The following is a 17202-nucleotide window of genomic DNA, read 5'->3' on the forward strand; positions in this document are numbered from 1 at the left end:
ATATAAAAGGTATATAGTAGCCCTTAATTTGAGCGCTTAGATTTGTAAGGTTTGTCTGTGTTTGGCGCACCCATAATTTCAATAAGGTCAGAAGACATTACCAAATTGATAAACGTTGTGTTGGCGTCGATTTTAATTTCTTGTTTTTCAAATCCTAAGAAACTAAATACCAAAACATCACCAGAACTTAATAACTTTGGAAATGTAAACGCACCATTTTCATCTGTAGCAGCACCAATCTCACTGCCTTTAAGTGCAATATTAACGCCTGGTAACGGACCTTTCTTATCACTTACTTTTCCTTTAACGGTTAATTGTTGGTCAACAATAGTTGCAGTTGCAACATTTTGCATTTGTGCATACATAGGATTAGCGATAAGTGTGGCAATCACTGCAATAGCCATAAAACTCAAAGTTTTTGCTATTTTTTTCATCGTTAGTGTTTTCATAATTATAATTGTTTGTTTACATCAAATCTATATACTAATCATTAGGCAATCAAATGACATTGAGTTATCACAACAATTGACTTAGTGAAACCGTCTTTTCAGTGAGGGAAAACTAAATTAATGAATTAAAAAATAAAAAGCATTAAAAAAAGAAATATTAACTATGTGTGATGAAATAATCTTATCATAGAATTAATCTTTAATTTTTGACTATAACTTATAATAATATACTTTAGCTCAAATTATTTTTATAATTTTAATCCAGCTATTAATATGATTTACAAAGACCACAACAAAAAGGTTTACATCTTTATTAAATCCTACTAGAGATACAATTATGAACAAAAGAGATAACTTAAAACGTGTCATCGTTGATTTTAAAAAATTGACACCAGAAATTTTAGCTTTATTGGTAGACAAGTATCCTCATGGATATGATGATGATCACGTTATCTCATTTAGAAATGCCAATAATGAAATTGTTGAAGCTGTTGAGGTCACCACTGAAGATACAAAGTATTTAGTTAAAGTGAGTACGAAATTAGAATTGACAATGGAAAATTATGATGAAGATGATTATGAGGATTTTGATGAAGATGATCCAGATGCTGTTCAAGATCCTGATTTGACAGACGATGAGTCTGATGATTAGCAAATAGAAATAGAAGAATCTATTTTAAAATCTTATGACGAGACCAACGGTTTTGAGTTGATTTTTTTATGAAGACTTCCCAAATAAATACGCTATATACAACTATATATTCTAAAGCGATAATCCATAGATTTTCAGATTTATCAGCTTTGTTGAGGTTGATATACGCTAAGTAGCTTAGTATAATTACAAAACTCCAAACCAATGGGAATTTGTAATTCGTAAATACACTTAAAATTAAAAGCGTTGCAATATACCAAGGATGGACAGTTGTGCTTAAAAAGAGATAAAATGAAAAAGCAATAAGCATATTCGTGATGAGTATTTTGGTGTCAATTTTTCTACGGAAAAACGCCAATCCCATTACAAACAAAAACACCAATCCCGGTAAAATTTTTCCAATGATTGCAATCTCGTTATAGCCTGTAAATACAAATCCAATTTCACGAGCTAAATAATAAATGCTTCCGTTAAACTCGAAATTCTGAAACCACAACCCGACAGTTTGTGCATAGTTATTTACAAATTCCGAAGAGAAAAAAGGAACAAATAATAGTGCCGTTGTAATACCAACAATTACGTAAAAAGAAATTAATTTTTTATAATCTATAGCAGTGGTTGAATCGTCATTCTGAACTTGTTTCAGAATCCCATTTCTTTTAAAATAGCAAAACAGTAAGGGTAAAAACAAAAGCGGAATTAATTTCACAGAAATAGATAAGGCAAAAACAACGGCTGCCCATTTCCACTTGCCTGAATGTAAGAGGTATAAGCTCCATATAAGGAAGAAAATCATAACACCTTCAAAATGAAGGTTGCCAGTTAATTCAATGATAATAAACGGATTGAGGATATACCAAAAGATATTTTTAACGGGAATATTTAGTCGCTCTAGCAAACGCTTTCCGAAGAAAAACGTTCCGAAGTCTGCAACAATAATGAGTAAACGAAATACAATAGCCGAACCCAAAATACTATGCCCAGAAAACAAACCGGCAATCATAAAACAGAGTTGATTGATTGGCGGATAGTTGGTATAATGACTTCCATTGAGCTCTCCCATGCCTGCATAGAGTGCATTAGCTTCGGTAACAGGTAAATCTCCTCCAGCATGTATGAAAGATTCAGGAGTGTAGAGATAAGGATTTAATCCTTCTAAAATCATTCGACCATCCCAAATAAATCTATAGAAATCCTGAGATAAATTAGGAATCGCCAGAATGAAGATAGCACGACTTAAAAAAGCAATAATAGTTAGAAATCTTAAATTGTCTTTGGCGTATTTCAGAAGTAAAATATAAACAAGCCAAAGCGCGCTATATAATGTTATAAGCTTAGTATATTCTGTTCTAATTAAATCGTAAGCAAAAAGCCAATAGAGAAAGAGGCTAACAATTGTAAGCAATAACGGAACCTTATAAAGTTTCCAGAATTGTATCAAACCTTGGACGTTAGAGATTTGAAAAATACATATCCAAATCCAATGAATAGCATTAAGTGGAAAGGAAATAACCCAAAATCACCACCTTGATCACCAACAACAAATGCATAGTATAGACCAAACCCGAAATAAAGCATTAATATGCCTTCAATAATCACATGAGGTGACAATTTTTTTCTAAGGTATTTGTTGCCTTTCCAAGAATCTCTTAAGGTATTAATATTGAATTTTGGTGTTCTAACAAACTCACTACGTTTACCCATATGACCTTCTATAACAGCAATAGAGTTATGTAACGAAAAGCCCATCGCTATGGAGAAAAATGTAAAAAACATAGCAACATAGCCAAAGAATTTTTTAAATCCGCTACCATAAATTTGTTTGTACATATGCCAGTAACAGACAAAGAAAATCACTGTGCTCATTACGAAGAAACTCATAAAGTAAAAGTAGAAACGTAAATGCGCATATTCATTTTTTATATACAGCATCGGAATACTTAAAATGGCAACAATAAAGATGTTTAGAAACATCGTGCTGTTGAGTAAGTGTAGTAATCCGTGGATTTTAGTTTTGGTCGAAATGTTTTTAGATTTCAAGACGCGCCAAAGCATTTTTCTAAAATTCTCAGCACCACCTTTATTCCATCTAAATTGTTGTGAACGTGCTGCACTGATAACGACTGGCAACTCTGCAGGAGTTTCAACATTCTCTAAATATTTAAATTTCCAGTTTTTAAGTTGAGCTCTGTAGCTTAAATCTAAATCCTCAGTGAGCGTGTCTCCTTCCCAATTTCCGGCATCGATAATGCATGCTTTTCTCCAAATACCTGCAGTACCATTAAAGTTGATAAAATGACCTTTACTATTACGCCCTACTTGTTCTAAGGTGAAATGTGCATCAAGAGCAAACGCTTGAATTTTAGTCAGGATAGAGTAGTTCCTGTTAATATGTCCCCAACGCGTCTGTACAACACCAATTTCAGCATTTTTAAAATAAAGAATGGTACGTTTTAACCAGCTTTTCTGTGGAAGGAAGTCGGCATCAAAAATAGCGATGAATTCACCTTTAGCTATTTTTAGTCCTTCTTTTAACGCTCCAGCTTTGAAGCCGCTTCTGTCGGTTCGGGTAATATGTGTAATATCAAGACCAGTAGCCTGAAGTTTTTCTATTTGCTCACGTGTAGTTTTAACCGTTTCATCGGTAGAATCGTCGAGCACTTGTATTTCTAATTTATCATTTGGGTAATCAATGAGTGCAATGTTATCAAGCAAACGCTCCATCACATACATCTCATTAAATACAGGAAGTTGAATGGTTACATAAGGAACTTCCTCTGGATTAGATAAATCAAAGGTCTCACAATCGTCAATAGTTTTTTTTGATGACAGATAATTATAGAGCAAATTTAATTGAGCTAATGCATACATGAAAATGAGCAAAATAGCTATCGTATATATGACTATAATTATGGTTTCGAGAATCATTTTTTAAAACTGTATTTAAAAATCCAGCTTAAGATTTTTATGCCTGCAAATATAGCACCTTTTACCGTACCTGAAACTTTTGAGACACCTATTCTATTGCGGTAATTTACAGGGATTTCGGTGTAAGTTAATTTTTGACGTAAGGCTTTCAGTTGCATCTCAACCGTCCAACCATAGGTTTTGTCTTCCATGTTGAGTTGAAGGAGCTTATCATATTTAATCGCTCGAAAAGGGCCTAAATCTGAAAATTTTGCTCTAAACATAATAGTCATAAGTGTTGTTGCTAGCCAATTTCCGAAGATTTGAGGAACAGTCATCGATCCTTTTTCTCTTAAACTTTTCACTCGTGCGCCTATAACAAAATCAATATTATCTTCTATAATAGGGTTTACTATTTTAGTGAGTTCTTCAGGATAATCACTGTAATCGCCATCTAAAAAAACGATAATGTCTGGTCGCTGGTCGTCGTCTAAGCGAGCGATATAATCTAAGCCTTTTAAACACGCATTGCCATAGCCTCTGACGGGCTCACTTAAAACCGTTGCCCCAGCATTTTTGGCATTAATTTCGGTATCATCATTAGAGTTGTTGCTCACAACAATGACCTCGTTTACAGTGTTTGGAATGTCTTTAATTACATGAGCAATAGAATCGGCCTCGTTATAGGCTGGTATGATGACTTTTATTTTGGTCATTGAAGGTCTTTTAAGCTATTCTCTTTTCTAAATGAGCGATAATCTGTCCATTCCTTTATTCTTTTACCTTCGGAATACTTTACAGCAGATATCAGCTTCTCATTTTTATACATGAGGCAATATCCGTTTTTTTGATTATTTTTTAGCTGACATTTATGATTTATTTTTTCTTTGGAATCATAAAATAGCCACCACCCGTTTTTATAACCATTATCATAATGGCCTTCACTTTCTTTAGTGCCATTGTCTCTGTAAAAGTGCCAATACTTTGTTTCTTTACCCTTAACAAAATGCCCTTCTCTTTTAATAGTTCCATTAGTGTGGTAGAATTTCCAATAGGCTGTTTTTTGGTTATTAAGTAACCAACCTTCTGAAGCTATTGTACCATCATCAAAATAGTTTTTTTGATATGTTTTTTTCGAGTTAAGATTAATGCTTAATAACATTATAGTTATGATAGCAATGTATTTCATTGGCTAAGAATTATTTCTGATTGACTAAATCCATTAAGTCAACATCGTTTCCTAATAATATTTCAGTCGGATTAATTCGTCCATCCATACTACCGTTCTCCAATTTTAACACACCTCTTGGGCAAACGGCAGAGCAAACTCCGCAGCCAACACAACTAGAACGTACAATGTTTTCGCCTTTTTGTGCATAATGTCTTACATCAATTCCCATCTCACAACTGTTGGAGCAATTTCCACATGAAATACATTGTCCGCCATTGGTAGTAATTCTAAACTTTGAAAATAAACGTTGTTGAAAGCCTAGAATAGCAGCCATTGGGCAACCAAAACGACACCAAGTGCGGTTTCCTAAAATCGGATAAAAACCTGTACCAATAACACCAGAGAATATCGAACCAATATAAATACCGTAGATTGATCTTAAGGTTCCAGATTTGATGTAAAATACATGATCTGTAGTGCCACTAAAGTGCATTATTACTAGTAAAGCAATAGCTGCAAATAATCCAATCGCACCATATCTTGCATCTTTACCAAGTTCTTTTCCTCTAAAGAACATGATGCCAGCAAATACTAAAGTTAAAAACCCGATAACCAAAGCGATAAAGACACCTCTAGTTAACCAGAAGTTGTTACTGTCATAACCTAAATAGGTGTAGACCATCGCTGTGGTCATGACAACTGAGAAGACTAAAACTAAATGAATTAACCAGCGTTCTAATTTCCAAGCCGACATTTTTTTAGATGATAAATGTCTAAACGAATCTCCAGCAGTCTCAGCTAGTCCACCACAACCGCAAACCCAAGAACAATACCAACGTTTTCCGAATTTGTAAGTTAAAATTGGACTTATGACAAAGATTGAAATGATACCAAATATGATTAAAGCCAATCCAATATTTCCAGTAGAAAGGAAACCTTTTACAGACCATTCATCAAAAATATAATAGTTAAGCGGCCATACACTTTTTAAATCGTAGTATGGTAAATCGTTATTCATAACATACATGAATTCAGGAATCAAAAAGGCAAATCCTAATTGAAAAAACATGACTGATACTGTACGTACTTGTTGATAGCGATTGTGTCTGTATTTGAGTATAAACTTATAACCAAAGGCTAAAATAGCTACAGTATATAAGGTGCCGTAAACAAACCACTGACTAGCATTTCGCCCACTTAGTAGTTGGCTTAAAGGATCAAAGAAACTAATTAATCCAGTATTGGCTGCGCCATCTACTCCTAAACCTAAATACTTAGGAAAGAAATAAAGTACAATATAAAATGTAGTAAGTATAATACCAACTATCCAGCCCCAAACTCCTCGTGATGAAATGGATTTAAACCAAACACCATCATTTTTGATGCCTTCTAATTTGGTTAAATAAGCATCTCTAGAATAGATGATGATCCCAACTATTATTAGTCCTAAAGCTGTGGTTAAGAACATGCCTTTGTTTGGGAAATTGGTATTAAAAAGAGCCAATGCTAAAATTAATAAGCCTACAATCCCTATAGCCAATGCTACTTTTTGTTTGGTTGAAATGTCTACAGCATCTGGTTTTGCTAAAGACATGCTATGATTTATTTTGTTACTCATGATTATGCAGTTTGTAGTTGGTTGTTATAAGCTAATAAAATTTCAGCTTCATAATGACTATAGAATTCTGGATCAAAATTAGCTTCAGCAAGATGACTCATGACATAGTCGACATCTCGTTTTTCGGTAAGCCATGTGTCAAACGTTTCTTGACGCATACGTATTCCGAAGATATTAATCCCTAAAAATTCATTCGTGTCTTCATTGTAAGCAACTGTAATACATTTAGTGTCATCTTCATGTTTCCAATGAAAATGTGCTTCATGCGCTCTCGGTTTTGCAAACACCCAACCATAAGTCTGATATTCGATATCTAAAAACTTAGCTGAATTAAACCAATGTCCTGGTTTGTATTCAATGCGATTGCCACAAATAGTTTGAGCCAAAGTTTCTCCCATCATTCTACCTGTATACCAAACAGCTTCAATAGGTCTGCGATTGCCAATGGCTTCATGCTGTTCGGCACAATCACCAATAGCATACACATCTGGAATATTGGTTTCTAAGTAGTGATTGACTTTAACGCCGCGACCGGTTTCAATAGTTGAAGATTTTACAAAATCAATATTAGGCGATACACCAGCCGTGAGTCCAACAACACTACATGAGATTTCTTCACCTGTTTCTTCTATAATTACCGATTTCACTCTGCCGTTTTCATCACTTTTAATTTCCTTTAAATTATTAGATAAACGTAAATCGATATGATGATTTTTAATATGTCTGTTAATCATTTGGCTTTCGCCTTCTGGTAAGACACCATTCCAAAAACTAGATTCTCGAACTAAAAAAGTAACAGGAATGTTTCTAGAATTAAGCATTTCAGCTAATTCAATACCAATTAATCCACCACCAACAATGACAGCGCGTTTGCATACTTCCTTATTGGGTGCGTTTTTTTCTAATTCATCCAAATCTTGTTTGCTATAAAGTCCTTGAGCACCTTCAAGATCTTGTCCTGGCCAACCAAATTTATTCGGTTTACTACCTGTAGCAATCACTAATTTGTCATAGCTGAGGTTTTCGCCATCAGCAAATTTTAATACTTTATTATTGGTGTCTATGTGTTCAACATATGCATTAACAAGTTCAATTCTGTTCTTTTCCCAAAACCAATTTTCGTAAGGTTGTGTATGTTCGAATTTCATATGACCCATATAAACGTACATGAGTGCAGTACGTGAGAAAAAATAGTCGGTCTCTGCCGATACGATGGTAATTCTCTTATCAGAAAGTTTTCTAATGTGTCTAGCAAGTGTGACACCTGAAATGCCATTTCCAATGATAACGATGTGCTCCATATTTTTTTTGGTTGTTATGAGGATTTTGTCGAAACTAAAGATAAGAACTTAATTGTGCTTTCTTATTTATATCTGTTTTAAATTAAAGTCTTTTTGTAAGGTTTTCTGCGGAAGTTAGACATGTTAATTTTTTAAAAATCCTTGTAAGTAAAGAGGTTTTAATCGACTTAGCGATAGTGGGATTTTTAATTAAGAATATATAATAATGAAAAAGATAATAATCTTAATAGCTTTTTTTGGGGCAATTAGTTTTGGGTTTTCTCAAAACGCTTCAGAATATTTTAAAGCTGCAAATGCCTTTTTTAATGAAAATGTGTCCAACGGAAAAGTCGCTTACTCTAAAATACACAATAACCCTGAAGCCTTAAATAAATTAGTAGCCTTAGCTGAAACAGTTTCAGTATCTAAAAATGACGTTAAAACGTATCAAGCTTTTTGGATTAATGCTTATAACATTTCAGTTATTAAAGGGATTGTCAAAAACTTCCCAATGAAATCACCTTTAGATAAAGCTGGGTTTTTTGATAAAACAAAATATAAAATTGCTGGAGAATCTATAACGCTTAACGATATTGAAAATAAAAAGTTGAGAGCACAATTCTCTGATGCACGTTTTCACTTTGTACTTGTATGTGGCGCTGTTGGTTGTCCACCATTAATAAACAAAGCATACCAACCAAATACGTTGGAAGCTCAGTTGCAAAGACAAGCTGAGATTGCACTCAATAATCCAAGTTTTATAAAGATTAAGAAAAACAACGTAGAGCTTTCTGAAATTTTTAAATGGTATAAAGAGGATTTTGTGAAAAACGGAAATGAAATAGATTACATTAATACCTTTCGAATAGAAAAAATCCCTTTTAAATCCAAGGTGTCTTATTACTCATATAACTGGAATTTAAATAAACAATAAAGTAAATTAAGCAACCATATAAAAACTGAAATGAAAAAAGTAATCACCTTAATAGCCATCATAAGTTTTACGTTTTCAGGATTTTCACAAGACGATCAAGACACGCAGAAAAGTGTAATTCAAGAATATACACCTTCAAAATTATTGAACAAAGGTCAGTGGGATATCAAGTGGTTTAATAATCTATATACGCAAACCGAAAGCACGTTTTCAGATGGTGATGAACCACGTCAAACCTTTTTTACCTCTACGATAGACATTTTTACAGGTTTATCAGATAGTAGCAGTTTTAATGTTGGATTGTTATTAGAATTTCGTTCAAATGTCATCAATGGTAGAAATGCTTTGGATGTATTTTCGTTTGATGGCGATAGTGAAACAGCACGTTCTGGATTTACTTCATTTGCGCCTGCTGTAAAATTTAATCCAATAAAAAGCATTAGTAATTTCACAATTCAAACCGCTTTTCATATTCCGTTAGTTGATAGTGAAACTGAAAATGGTGTGTTTCTAGATCAAAAGGGATTTGTTTTTCAGAATCGTTTCTTCTATGATTACACATTCCCAAGCGGAAATTGGCAATTATTCACAGAACTGAACACCGAATATAACTTCGGAAAAAAAGAAGATAGCTTTGCAAACAATAGCTTATCATTAACACCAGGTGTATTTTTAAGTTATTTCCCGAGTCAGAAATTTACAATTTTAGGACTGGTACAACACTCGCAACGTATTGATACAGGGAATGATTTTGAACAAGATTTCACTGCTATTGGCGGAGGAGCGAAGTATCAATTGACCAAAGTTTTGAATATTGAAACCTTATATACCAACTTTGTTCGAGGAAATAATACGGGTCTAGGACAAACATTTAACATAGGCTTAAGAGCTTTGTTTTAGTCTTTAGTGTTAAATTAGGAGTCTAAATGATAACTTATGATTATAAGATTCCTTTTTATATGTTGTATTCTATCTTCATGTTCTGCACAGCAAGAGAAAATCAACGGTGTAAGTTTTGTAGCATCTCGAGTTAAAATTGATGAAACACATACCAATCCTGCCGTTAATGTTGGCGCGAATTATGCAGCAATTATGCCCTTTGGATTTATTAGAACCCTAGAAAACCCTGAGATTAAGCATAATACCGAAAGACAATGGTTTGGAGAAACGAGAGCAGGAGGTAAGCAATACATAGAAGAACTCAGAAAGAAAAACATTAAAATTATGGTCAAACCTCAAATTTGGGTTTGGCGAGGAGAGTTTACTGGTTATATCAAAATGACTAATGAGGAAGATTGGAAAACCCTAGAAGACTCTTATTCAAGTTTTATCTTGGAATATGCCCAATTAGCACAAGAAACACAAGCTGAACTTTTATGCATTGGTACCGAATTAGAAAATTTCATCAAAGAACGTCCTGATTATTGGCATCATCTAATTAAAGAAATTAGAACTATTTACAAAGGAAAATTAACCTATGCAGCCAATTGGGATGAGTTTAAACGTACACCATTTTGGAGCGATGTTGATTTCATTGGTGTTGATGCATATTTTCCTTTAAGTGATAATCAAACACCAACTGTTGCAGACTGTAAAGTTGGATGGCAAAAGCACAAAGCAGTCATCAAAGCACTTTCAGAAAAACATGGTAAACCTATTTTATTTACTGAGTATGGTTACCGAAGTATGGATTATACAGGAAAAGAACCTTGGGAAAGCGATCATACTTTAAAATCATTAAACTTTGAAGGCCAATCAAACGCAACACAAGCCTTGTTTGAAGAATTTTGGAATGAAGATTGGTTTGCTGGAGGTTTTGTTTGGAAATGGTTTCATGCTCATGACACAGTTGGAGGTAAAAACTGCAATCAGTTTACGCCTCAAAACAAACCTGCGGAGATTGTGATTAAATCATTCTATAAAAAGGAATAAAACTTCTAATTTACCTTGAGGATATGTGGTGTAACAGACAAAGTATACTAATAACCAATCACATGAAAACCTTAATTGCTTTAATTCTTTTATTCACAACTTTTGCCAATGCGCAAGATGCGATTGTGACCGATTTAAAAGTTCAAGGAAATAAAAAGCTAAAATCGTCTTTCGTTAGAAAAATAGCGAATATCAAAGCAGGTGTGAAGCTCGATTCTACAGTTATTGAAGCAGATATAAAACTCTTAAAACGCTTACCGTCTATAGCACATGCTTATTATCAAGTCTTTCCAGATGGAGACAATACCTATAATGTGTTTTATAATATTGAAGAGAACTTTACCATCATTCCCTCAGCAAATGTATATACGACAAATGATGATGAATTTGCCTATCGTTTAGGCGTGTATGAGTTTAATCTCTTTGGTCAAAACATGACCTTTGGGGGATTCTATCAAATGGATATTTACAGCTCGTATGCGCTGAATTTTAGGGCACCTTATTTGTTTTCAAGACAGTTTGGTTTAGCTGTTAATTACCAAGATTTAACCACACAAGAACCAGTGTTTTTTGATAATGCCATAGCAGATTACAAATACAACAATGAGTCTACAGAAGTTCTAGTCTTGTTTCAGCTTGATTTTAATAATCGATTTGAGTTCGGACTTAATTATTTTACCGAAGATTATGAATACAAATCAGGTGCAACAAATCCGAATGTACCCGAAGAGTTGCGCGTGCATAAGCTACTGTACAAAGTAATTTATGAATACAATAACCTAGATTACGATTTTCAATATTTAGAAGGCTTTAGAAGCATTTTTAATTTTCAGTATGTAACCTCCAGAAATGAAACACAATTGCCTGCATTTTTAATTGGATGGAACGATTTTCAATATTTCAAACGCTTCGGAAATAAGGGGAATTGGGCTAGCCGTTTAAGATTGGGAATTGCAACGAATAACGATACCCCTTTCGCTCCTTTTTCGGTAGATAATAATTTAAATATTAGAGGTGTTGGGAATACCATCGATAGAGGAACAGCCGCTATTGTTTTAAATACCGAATACCGTCACACACTCTATGAAAAAGATTGGTTTTCATTACAGGGAAATGCTTTTGTAGATGCAGGAAGTTGGAGAAATCCAGGAGGTAATTTCGGTGATTTTAGTGATTCTCAAAATATACGTGTGTATCCAGGAGTTGGCTTGCGATTTATTCATAAAAAAATCTTCAATGCTATATTTCGAATTGATTACGGATTTGGTGTGACCGATGATGCTACTCAAGGATTGGTTTTTGGGATTGGGCAATATTTCTAGTTTTCTTTTTTTACGTCCTTTATTCCTATAGATTTGCACAAAAAATAATCTGTATGAGAACATTTGCTATAGGAGATATTCATGGCGGACTTAAAGGTTTGACGCAGCTTTTAGAGCGTGCTAAGGTAACGGAAAGTGATACACTCATATTTGTTGGCGATTATGTGGATGGTTGGAGTGAATCTGCTCAAGTGATTCAGTATTTAATCGAGTTGTCAAAAACTAATAATTGTGTTTTCATTAAAGGAAATCACGATGTCTGGTGTGAGGATTGGTTGCGAACAGGACAAGGTGAACCGGTTTGGTTAGTGCATGGCGGAAAAGAAACAGTTGATAGTTATGAGACGTTTTCCGAAGAAGACAAGAAACGGCATTTATACTTTTTTGAAGATATGCAGCTGTATCATATTGATGAACAAAACCGATTGTTTATTCACGCAGGATTTACGTCAATGCATGGCGTAGAACGAGAAGTACACAAAGAGAATTGCTATTTCGACAGAACACTTTGGGAATTGGCTTTAACCATGGATGATCGTATTAAAAAGGATTCTGAGTTATACCCAAACCGACTTAAGCACTACCTTGAAATTTATATTGGACATACACCAACTACCAATTATAATCAAGATCAACCCATGAATGCTGTAAATGTTTGGAATGTCGATACTGGAGCTGCATTTACCGGGAAGTTATCTGCTATAGATATTGAAACAAAAGAAGTTTTCCAAAGCGATACTTTAAAAGATTTATATCCAAATGAGTTAGGAAGAAATAAGAGTTAATCAACAAATATGCTTCTTATAATAAGCAAATAAATCATCAGCCGAAGCACCAAACCATTTTTTTACATAGATAGTCCAGAAATGGTATTGCAGCTTCCAAATACCATGTCTTTTATAAAGTCTAGCAGAAGTTTGCACCTTTTTATTAATTACCACAAATTGCTTTCTAGAGTAAAGTTCATTGATTAAAATATTGTCTTCATAGATTGTGAAGCTCTCATCATATCCGCCAATTTCGTCAAAGAGTTCTCGCGTGATAAACTGACTTTGGTCACCACCACGACAAGCTCTCCAGCTAAACTGAGTGAGCCAACTTGCTAGGCGTAACCACCAATGGTTACTATCAAATTTCATACGAAAACAACCTGCTTGATTTCCTTTTTTCACTTCGGAAATGATAAGTGTATCAAAATGTTGTGGTGGAAACGAATCGGCATGTAAAAAATAAAGAATGTTACTTGTAGCTTTTTTTGCACCAAGATTCATTTGTTTGGCTCTTCCTTTTTCAGAATGTAAAAGCTTTATGTCTGGTCGAGCACAGTTGAGACCTTTTTGAGACCTTTCTACTCCGCTCGAGGAGACATTATTTATGACTTTCACTGTTTTATCTTGACTTCCGCCATCTACCAGAATAATCTCGCTAATATTAGATTTTGAAGAATGTTCATTTAAAAGAACAAGGAGTTTTCCTATGTCTTTTTCTTCATTTAAAACAGGGATTATGATAGAAATTTCACTCATTCAAAGTCCAGTTATAGTCTTTGTAACTTTTTTTGGCTTTAGATGAAATTTTAACTTCAGAATACTGATTTAAAAAATCAATTAAATTCTTTCCACCTTTTTTGAAATCACCACCATACCATTTAAATATTTTCGACAGTTTGATAGCATTTTCGCTAAACTCGTTTTTTGAAGTGTCGCTTAAAAACCCTCTGGTTAAAAGGTCTAAATCGGCTTCTAGAGTTTTGGCTGTAAACGCTTTGTTGTATAGTCTTGGGCAAGATACTGCAGCACAAACTAAGGCGAAATGAATTCGAGGTTCGTCCATTTTTCGAATAATTTTATGCTCAACATCATTTAAGGTATACCATTTTTCGTCGATTTTTATAAAACGATGATTCCATGGACCATTAATATCTTTAATGCTTTTTGTTGGGTAATTATCTAATATGAGTTTAACCGTGAATGCATTGTAAACATTCATCCAATAGGCTAAGGTTTCGTCTTTGCTCCAAGTGTCTTCTGGTGGATTTCTAGAAAGCATGTCTAAGTAAGCATTAAACTTCGTCTTGTCGGCTTTGAAACCTTTGTAGCTGACATTGCCTTGGTCTGATACGTGTTTTTGAAGTAATTCGTCCCATTCAGAATGGTCAATAACAGTATGGATAGTTATATCATCAGTTTGAATATCTTCTTTGATTTCAGTTACTACGTCATCACCCACTTCATTTTCAACTTCAACTTCAACTTCAACTTCGGTTTCTATTACTTCTTCAACGACTTCTATGACTTCAATTTCAACTTCTGTTTCGGTAGTGGATTCAACAACTTGAGTATTATTCTCGACGTTTTCAGTAACGACTGTCTTTGTAGCACAACAACCATAAGCGTTGATACTCATACACAGAGCCATAACAAATTTTAAGTAGTTCATGCCTGAATTTAATTTACTGTTATATATACTTGCGACAATTTTCAACCTTTGGTTTTAAGTGGAAATAACTCTTGATGTAAAAAAACCATTGGGAAGTGTTCATCACCTTCAAAGCCAAGTTCTATGTCTATTGCGCTGAACGGCATATAATTATTTTTGAAAATGTAATCCCAAAGACTCAATGTTAGTCTGAAGTTTGCGCTAAACCTAACATGATTAGGAAGTTCTTTTGCGTGATGCCAAATATGCATCTTCGGATTATTGAATATATACTTTTCGATAGGCTATAATTAAGAGAATGTTTCTAATAGTTTAAATAATAAACCACTAACAATAGCGGCGATTGGAAGTGTTAGCAACCAAGATAATAATATTTTACCAATCATTTTATAATCGGCTTTTTTTGTGACAGTTCCAATTCCAAAAATGGAACCAACTGACACGTGTGTTGTAGAAACGGGTAAGCCATGTATACTTGCTGTTGTTACCAATAGACCAGTTACCATGTTTGCAGTAAATCCTTGTCCGGAATTCATAGGCGTAATTTTTTTACTCATTGTTATACCTACCTTTTTTGAATTAAGTAGACCGCCAATAGCCATAATAATCGCTATAATAATCATACTCCATTCAATATCAATGGCATTAATAATTAATAATAATCCAACAATTTTTGGTGTATCATTTAAGCCACGAGCAAAACTTACAATCCCAGAGCTAAGGAAATGTAATGTATCCAATACTTTTTGTGAGCTTAAACCAAAAATCTCGCCATAGTAAGTTTCTATTTTATTTTGAATAGTAGCTTCAATTGTTCTTTTAGTTTTTAATGTGGCTACATTATCCATGTTAAACGCAGCTACGGTAGCCGTTTGCTTTTCGTGAATATTAAGAGTTGTTTTTTTTGTAATCCCTAATCGTTTTCTGAAAAACCTAAAGATGAGATAGGCAATAAAACTAACAGCTGCTGCCATAAGCGGGCTAACTATTAGAGGCATTAAAAATGTTCCTCCAAGTTTTTCAAAATTAAATTGAGAGCCAACAGCCATAACACCTGCGCCAAATAATGCGCCTACCAAACTATGAGTTGTTGAAATTGGCATTCCTATTTTGGTGGCTATAAATACTGTTAAAGCCGCGCCAAATGCAATAGATATTGCAAAAATGGGCATTGTGATGAGTTCATTGGGAACTAATCCTTTTCCAGAAAAGTTTTTTACTAATTCATTTGCTAAAAAAATAGCAGCTATAGATCCGGAAAGCGTCGTTAGAGTTGCCCAGTTTATCGCTTTCTTGTAATTGGTAGTTCCGCTTCCGAAGAGTGTAGCGACGCCTTTAAAGTTATCATTAGCGCCATTACTATAGGCTAAAAAACAGGCTGAAATAAAAAGTAGGATTAGAATCATAAAGTAGTTTATTATGATTTTGACGAAATAGTAATTTATTACTTACTACTATTTTTAGAATTTAACATTAAAAAAAGAGCGTCTAATGGACGCTCTTTTTTGTTTTAAGGTTGTTTTGTAATTAACAACAGCCTCCACCATCATAATGAAAGGTAGATTCGCTAAAATAAATATCATCTCTCCCTAAAGCTTGTAAAGCTCCAGCCGTTTTATCGCATATGGCTAGCGGTTGATTTTTTATTAAAATATGACCAGCCTTGTCATCAAAGTAATCTTCATCTCCATAATAGATAGCCGCTTTTCCAGTAAAAATGCAAGGGCCATCTTCTGGCATTGGATCTTTAATCGCAGCAACTTCAATAGATTCAATATAAATCAATTCGTTGGTTGGATAGTTTTTAGGATCTAAGATTCTATAAGGCTTCCTTGCTCTAATTTCAATAGTACCAAAACCGGCATCAGTAAGTGCTTTGACATATTGGTCTATAGGTAAGCTTCCACTAAGGCAAAGAGCTCTAAGTCGATCATCATTTCGTAAGGTGTCATTCATTGGTTGCTCGCAAGTAGGATCACTCATCACTAAACGACCATGAGGTTTTAAAACACGATACATTTCATCAATGGCACGTTTTAAGTCTTCAGCTTTAAAGATGTTAAACAAACAATTTTGAGCGGCTACATCAATACTGTTGTCTTCAACAGGAAGATTCATTGCATCACCTTTTTTAAGCTCAACAAATTCAGATTTAAACCAATCATTTTGTGCTTCGGCTTCGATAAAATTTTTGCGCGATGCTTCTAACATTTCGTCAACAACATCAACACCAATAACACCCCCTTTTTGACGGTTGAAATATGAAAATTGTAACAACTCCATTCCGCCACCAACACCAACGTATAACATTTTTGGGTTATTAGTTAAGTCGCGAGCATGAACAGTGCTTCCACAACCATAATTCATTTCTTGCATAATCCTTGGAATTTTAAGTCCGGGTAATTCCCAAATAGGATTGGTTGTACAGCATAGACCTACATCTGGAGTTAGTGCTGCTTCTTTATATAAATCGTTTGTAGCATTTAAATAGCTCATAA

The 17202-nt window shown here is 34.2% G+C and carries 17 protein-coding genes and 1 pseudogene; 6 read left to right on the forward strand and 12 right to left on the reverse strand.

Annotated features, from left to right (window positions below):
• Nucleotides 1–23: 23 nt before the first annotated feature.
• A complete protein-coding gene (locus V7719_RS01715) occupies nucleotides 24–449 on the reverse strand; it encodes a carboxypeptidase-like regulatory domain-containing protein (protein ID WP_335728128.1) in 426 nt (141 codons plus the stop codon).
• Nucleotides 450–786: 337 nt separating this feature from the next.
• On the opposite strand from V7719_RS01715, the gene V7719_RS01720 reads away from it, so the two are divergent.
• Nucleotides 787–1101 (forward strand): hypothetical protein, encoded by a 315-nt coding sequence (locus V7719_RS01720; RefSeq protein ID WP_335728129.1) that lies wholly within the window; start codon nucleotides 787–789, stop codon nucleotides 1099–1101.
• Nucleotides 1102–1120: 19 nt separating this feature from the next.
• Here V7719_RS01720 and V7719_RS01725 read toward each other — a convergent pair whose 3' ends face one another.
• The 6 genes from V7719_RS01725 to V7719_RS01750 are packed head-to-tail and all read right to left on the reverse strand — an operon-like array spanning nucleotide 1121 to nucleotide 8098.
• Nucleotides 1121–2539, reverse strand: a complete 1419-nt coding sequence (locus V7719_RS01725; RefSeq protein ID WP_335728507.1) for a glycosyltransferase 87 family protein — start codon at nucleotides 2537–2539, stop codon at nucleotides 1121–1123.
• Nucleotides 2539–4029 carry a cellulose synthase family protein gene (locus V7719_RS01730; RefSeq protein ID WP_335728130.1) on the reverse strand — a complete coding sequence of 497 codons (1491 nt, stop codon included), beginning with the start codon at nucleotides 4027–4029 and terminating at the stop codon, nucleotides 2539–2541. Before V7719_RS01730 ends, V7719_RS01725 begins: the two co-directional genes overlap by 1 nt.
• Nucleotides 4026–4724, reverse strand: coding sequence for a glycosyltransferase family 2 protein (locus tag V7719_RS01735; RefSeq protein ID WP_335728131.1), 699 nt, complete (start codon nucleotides 4722–4724; stop codon nucleotides 4026–4028). Before V7719_RS01735 ends, V7719_RS01730 begins: the two co-directional genes overlap by 4 nt.
• Nucleotides 4721–5197, reverse strand: a complete 477-nt coding sequence (locus tag V7719_RS01740; RefSeq protein WP_335728132.1) for a toxin-antitoxin system YwqK family antitoxin — start codon at nucleotides 5195–5197, stop codon at nucleotides 4721–4723. The genes V7719_RS01735 and V7719_RS01740 overlap by 4 nt, the downstream gene beginning before the upstream one ends.
• A gap of 10 nt (nucleotides 5198–5207) precedes the next feature.
• Complete coding sequence (locus V7719_RS01745; RefSeq protein WP_335728133.1) at nucleotides 5208–6797, reverse strand: 4Fe-4S binding protein; 1590 nt, start codon at nucleotides 6795–6797, stop codon at nucleotides 5208–5210.
• Nucleotides 6798–6799: 2 nt separating this feature from the next.
• The gene (locus tag V7719_RS01750) at nucleotides 6800–8098 is read right to left on the reverse strand and encodes an NAD(P)/FAD-dependent oxidoreductase (RefSeq protein WP_335728134.1); all 1299 of its coding nucleotides are present in this window, start codon (nucleotides 8096–8098) and stop codon (nucleotides 6800–6802) included.
• A 205-nt stretch (nucleotides 8099–8303) separates the two neighbouring features.
• Between V7719_RS01750 and V7719_RS01755 the strand changes: the two genes are divergently transcribed.
• From V7719_RS01755 to V7719_RS01775, 5 genes are all read left to right on the forward strand, one after another.
• The gene (locus V7719_RS01755; protein ID WP_335728135.1) at nucleotides 8304–9011 is read left to right on the forward strand and encodes a DUF547 domain-containing protein; all 708 of its coding nucleotides are present in this window, start codon (nucleotides 8304–8306) and stop codon (nucleotides 9009–9011) included.
• 30 nt (nucleotides 9012–9041) lie between these two features.
• On the forward strand, nucleotides 9042–9911 hold the full coding sequence (locus V7719_RS01760) for a hypothetical protein (RefSeq protein ID WP_335728136.1): 870 nt from the start codon (nucleotides 9042–9044) through the stop codon (nucleotides 9909–9911).
• 36 nt (nucleotides 9912–9947) lie between these two features.
• A complete protein-coding gene (locus V7719_RS01765; protein WP_335728137.1) occupies nucleotides 9948–10943 on the forward strand; it encodes a glycoside hydrolase family 113 in 996 nt (331 codons plus the stop codon).
• A 62-nt stretch (nucleotides 10944–11005) separates the two neighbouring features.
• Nucleotides 11006–12265, forward strand: coding sequence for a POTRA domain-containing protein (locus V7719_RS01770; RefSeq protein WP_335728138.1), 1260 nt, complete (start codon nucleotides 11006–11008; stop codon nucleotides 12263–12265).
• Between the two features lie 53 nt (nucleotides 12266–12318).
• A complete protein-coding gene (locus tag V7719_RS01775) occupies nucleotides 12319–13050 on the forward strand; it encodes a metallophosphoesterase family protein (RefSeq protein ID WP_335728139.1) in 732 nt (243 codons plus the stop codon).
• Here V7719_RS01775 and V7719_RS01780 read toward each other — a convergent pair whose 3' ends face one another.
• The 5 genes and pseudogenes from V7719_RS01780 to arsM all read right to left on the reverse strand — a co-directional run bounded on the left by V7719_RS01780 (nucleotide 13051) and on the right by arsM (nucleotide 17200).
• On the reverse strand, nucleotides 13051–13791 hold the full coding sequence (locus tag V7719_RS01780) for a TIGR04283 family arsenosugar biosynthesis glycosyltransferase (RefSeq protein ID WP_335728140.1): 741 nt from the start codon (nucleotides 13789–13791) through the stop codon (nucleotides 13051–13053). It abuts the gene before it with no gap.
• Entirely contained in the window at nucleotides 13784–14704 is a 921-nt protein-coding gene (locus V7719_RS01785) for a DUF547 domain-containing protein (RefSeq protein WP_335728141.1), read from the reverse strand. The genes V7719_RS01780 and V7719_RS01785 overlap by 8 nt, the downstream gene beginning before the upstream one ends.
• Before the next feature lie 41 nt (nucleotides 14705–14745).
• Nucleotides 14746–14979: pseudogene (locus tag V7719_RS18780) on the reverse strand (sterol desaturase family protein); the annotation flags it as partial.
• A 15-nt stretch (nucleotides 14980–14994) separates the two neighbouring features.
• Nucleotides 14995–16110 carry an inorganic phosphate transporter gene (locus tag V7719_RS01790; protein ID WP_335728142.1) on the reverse strand — a complete coding sequence of 372 codons (1116 nt, stop codon included), beginning with the start codon at nucleotides 16108–16110 and terminating at the stop codon, nucleotides 14995–14997.
• A 121-nt stretch (nucleotides 16111–16231) separates the two neighbouring features.
• Entirely contained in the window at nucleotides 16232–17200 is a 969-nt protein-coding gene (gene arsM, locus V7719_RS01795) for an arsenosugar biosynthesis arsenite methyltransferase ArsM (RefSeq protein WP_335728143.1), read from the reverse strand.
• Between the last annotated feature and the right edge of the window lie 2 nt (nucleotides 17201–17202).

It is taken from the genome of Psychroserpens sp., assembly GCF_036960315.1.
In the GTDB taxonomy this organism is placed as follows: Bacteria; Bacteroidota; Bacteroidia; order Flavobacteriales; family Flavobacteriaceae; genus Psychroserpens.

Coding starts and splice junctions, on each gene's coding strand:
- V7719_RS01715 (WP_335728128.1), bottom strand. CDS start 449: ATGAAAACACTAACGATGAAAAAAATAGCAAAAACTTTGAGTTTTATG.
- V7719_RS01720 (WP_335728129.1), top strand. CDS start 787: ATGAACAAAAGAGATAACTTAAAACGTGTCATCGTTGATTTTAAAAAA.
- V7719_RS01730 (WP_335728130.1), bottom strand. CDS start 4,029: ATGATTCTCGAAACCATAATTATAGTCATATATACGATAGCTATTTTG.
- V7719_RS01735 (WP_335728131.1), bottom strand. CDS start 4,724: ATGACCAAAATAAAAGTCATCATACCAGCCTATAACGAGGCCGATTCT.
- V7719_RS01740 (WP_335728132.1), bottom strand. CDS start 5,197: ATGAAATACATTGCTATCATAACTATAATGTTATTAAGCATTAATCTT.
- V7719_RS01745 (WP_335728133.1), bottom strand. CDS start 6,797: ATGAGTAACAAAATAAATCATAGCATGTCTTTAGCAAAACCAGATGCT.
- V7719_RS01750 (WP_335728134.1), bottom strand. CDS start 8,098: ATGGAGCACATCGTTATCATTGGAAATGGCATTTCAGGTGTCACACTT.
- V7719_RS01755 (WP_335728135.1), top strand. CDS start 8,304: ATGAAAAAGATAATAATCTTAATAGCTTTTTTTGGGGCAATTAGTTTT.
- V7719_RS01760 (WP_335728136.1), top strand. CDS start 9,042: ATGAAAAAAGTAATCACCTTAATAGCCATCATAAGTTTTACGTTTTCA.
- V7719_RS01765 (WP_335728137.1), top strand. CDS start 9,948: ATGATTATAAGATTCCTTTTTATATGTTGTATTCTATCTTCATGTTCT.
- V7719_RS01770 (WP_335728138.1), top strand. CDS start 11,006: ATGAAAACCTTAATTGCTTTAATTCTTTTATTCACAACTTTTGCCAAT.
- V7719_RS01775 (WP_335728139.1), top strand. CDS start 12,319: ATGAGAACATTTGCTATAGGAGATATTCATGGCGGACTTAAAGGTTTG.
- V7719_RS01780 (WP_335728140.1), bottom strand. CDS start 13,791: ATGAGTGAAATTTCTATCATAATCCCTGTTTTAAATGAAGAAAAAGAC.
- V7719_RS01785 (WP_335728141.1), bottom strand. CDS start 14,704: ATGAACTACTTAAAATTTGTTATGGCTCTGTGTATGAGTATCAACGCT.
- V7719_RS01790 (WP_335728142.1), bottom strand. CDS start 16,110: ATGATTCTAATCCTACTTTTTATTTCAGCCTGTTTTTTAGCCTATAGT.
- arsM (WP_335728143.1), bottom strand. CDS start 17,200: ATGAGCTATTTAAATGCTACAAACGATTTATATAAAGAAGCAGCACTA.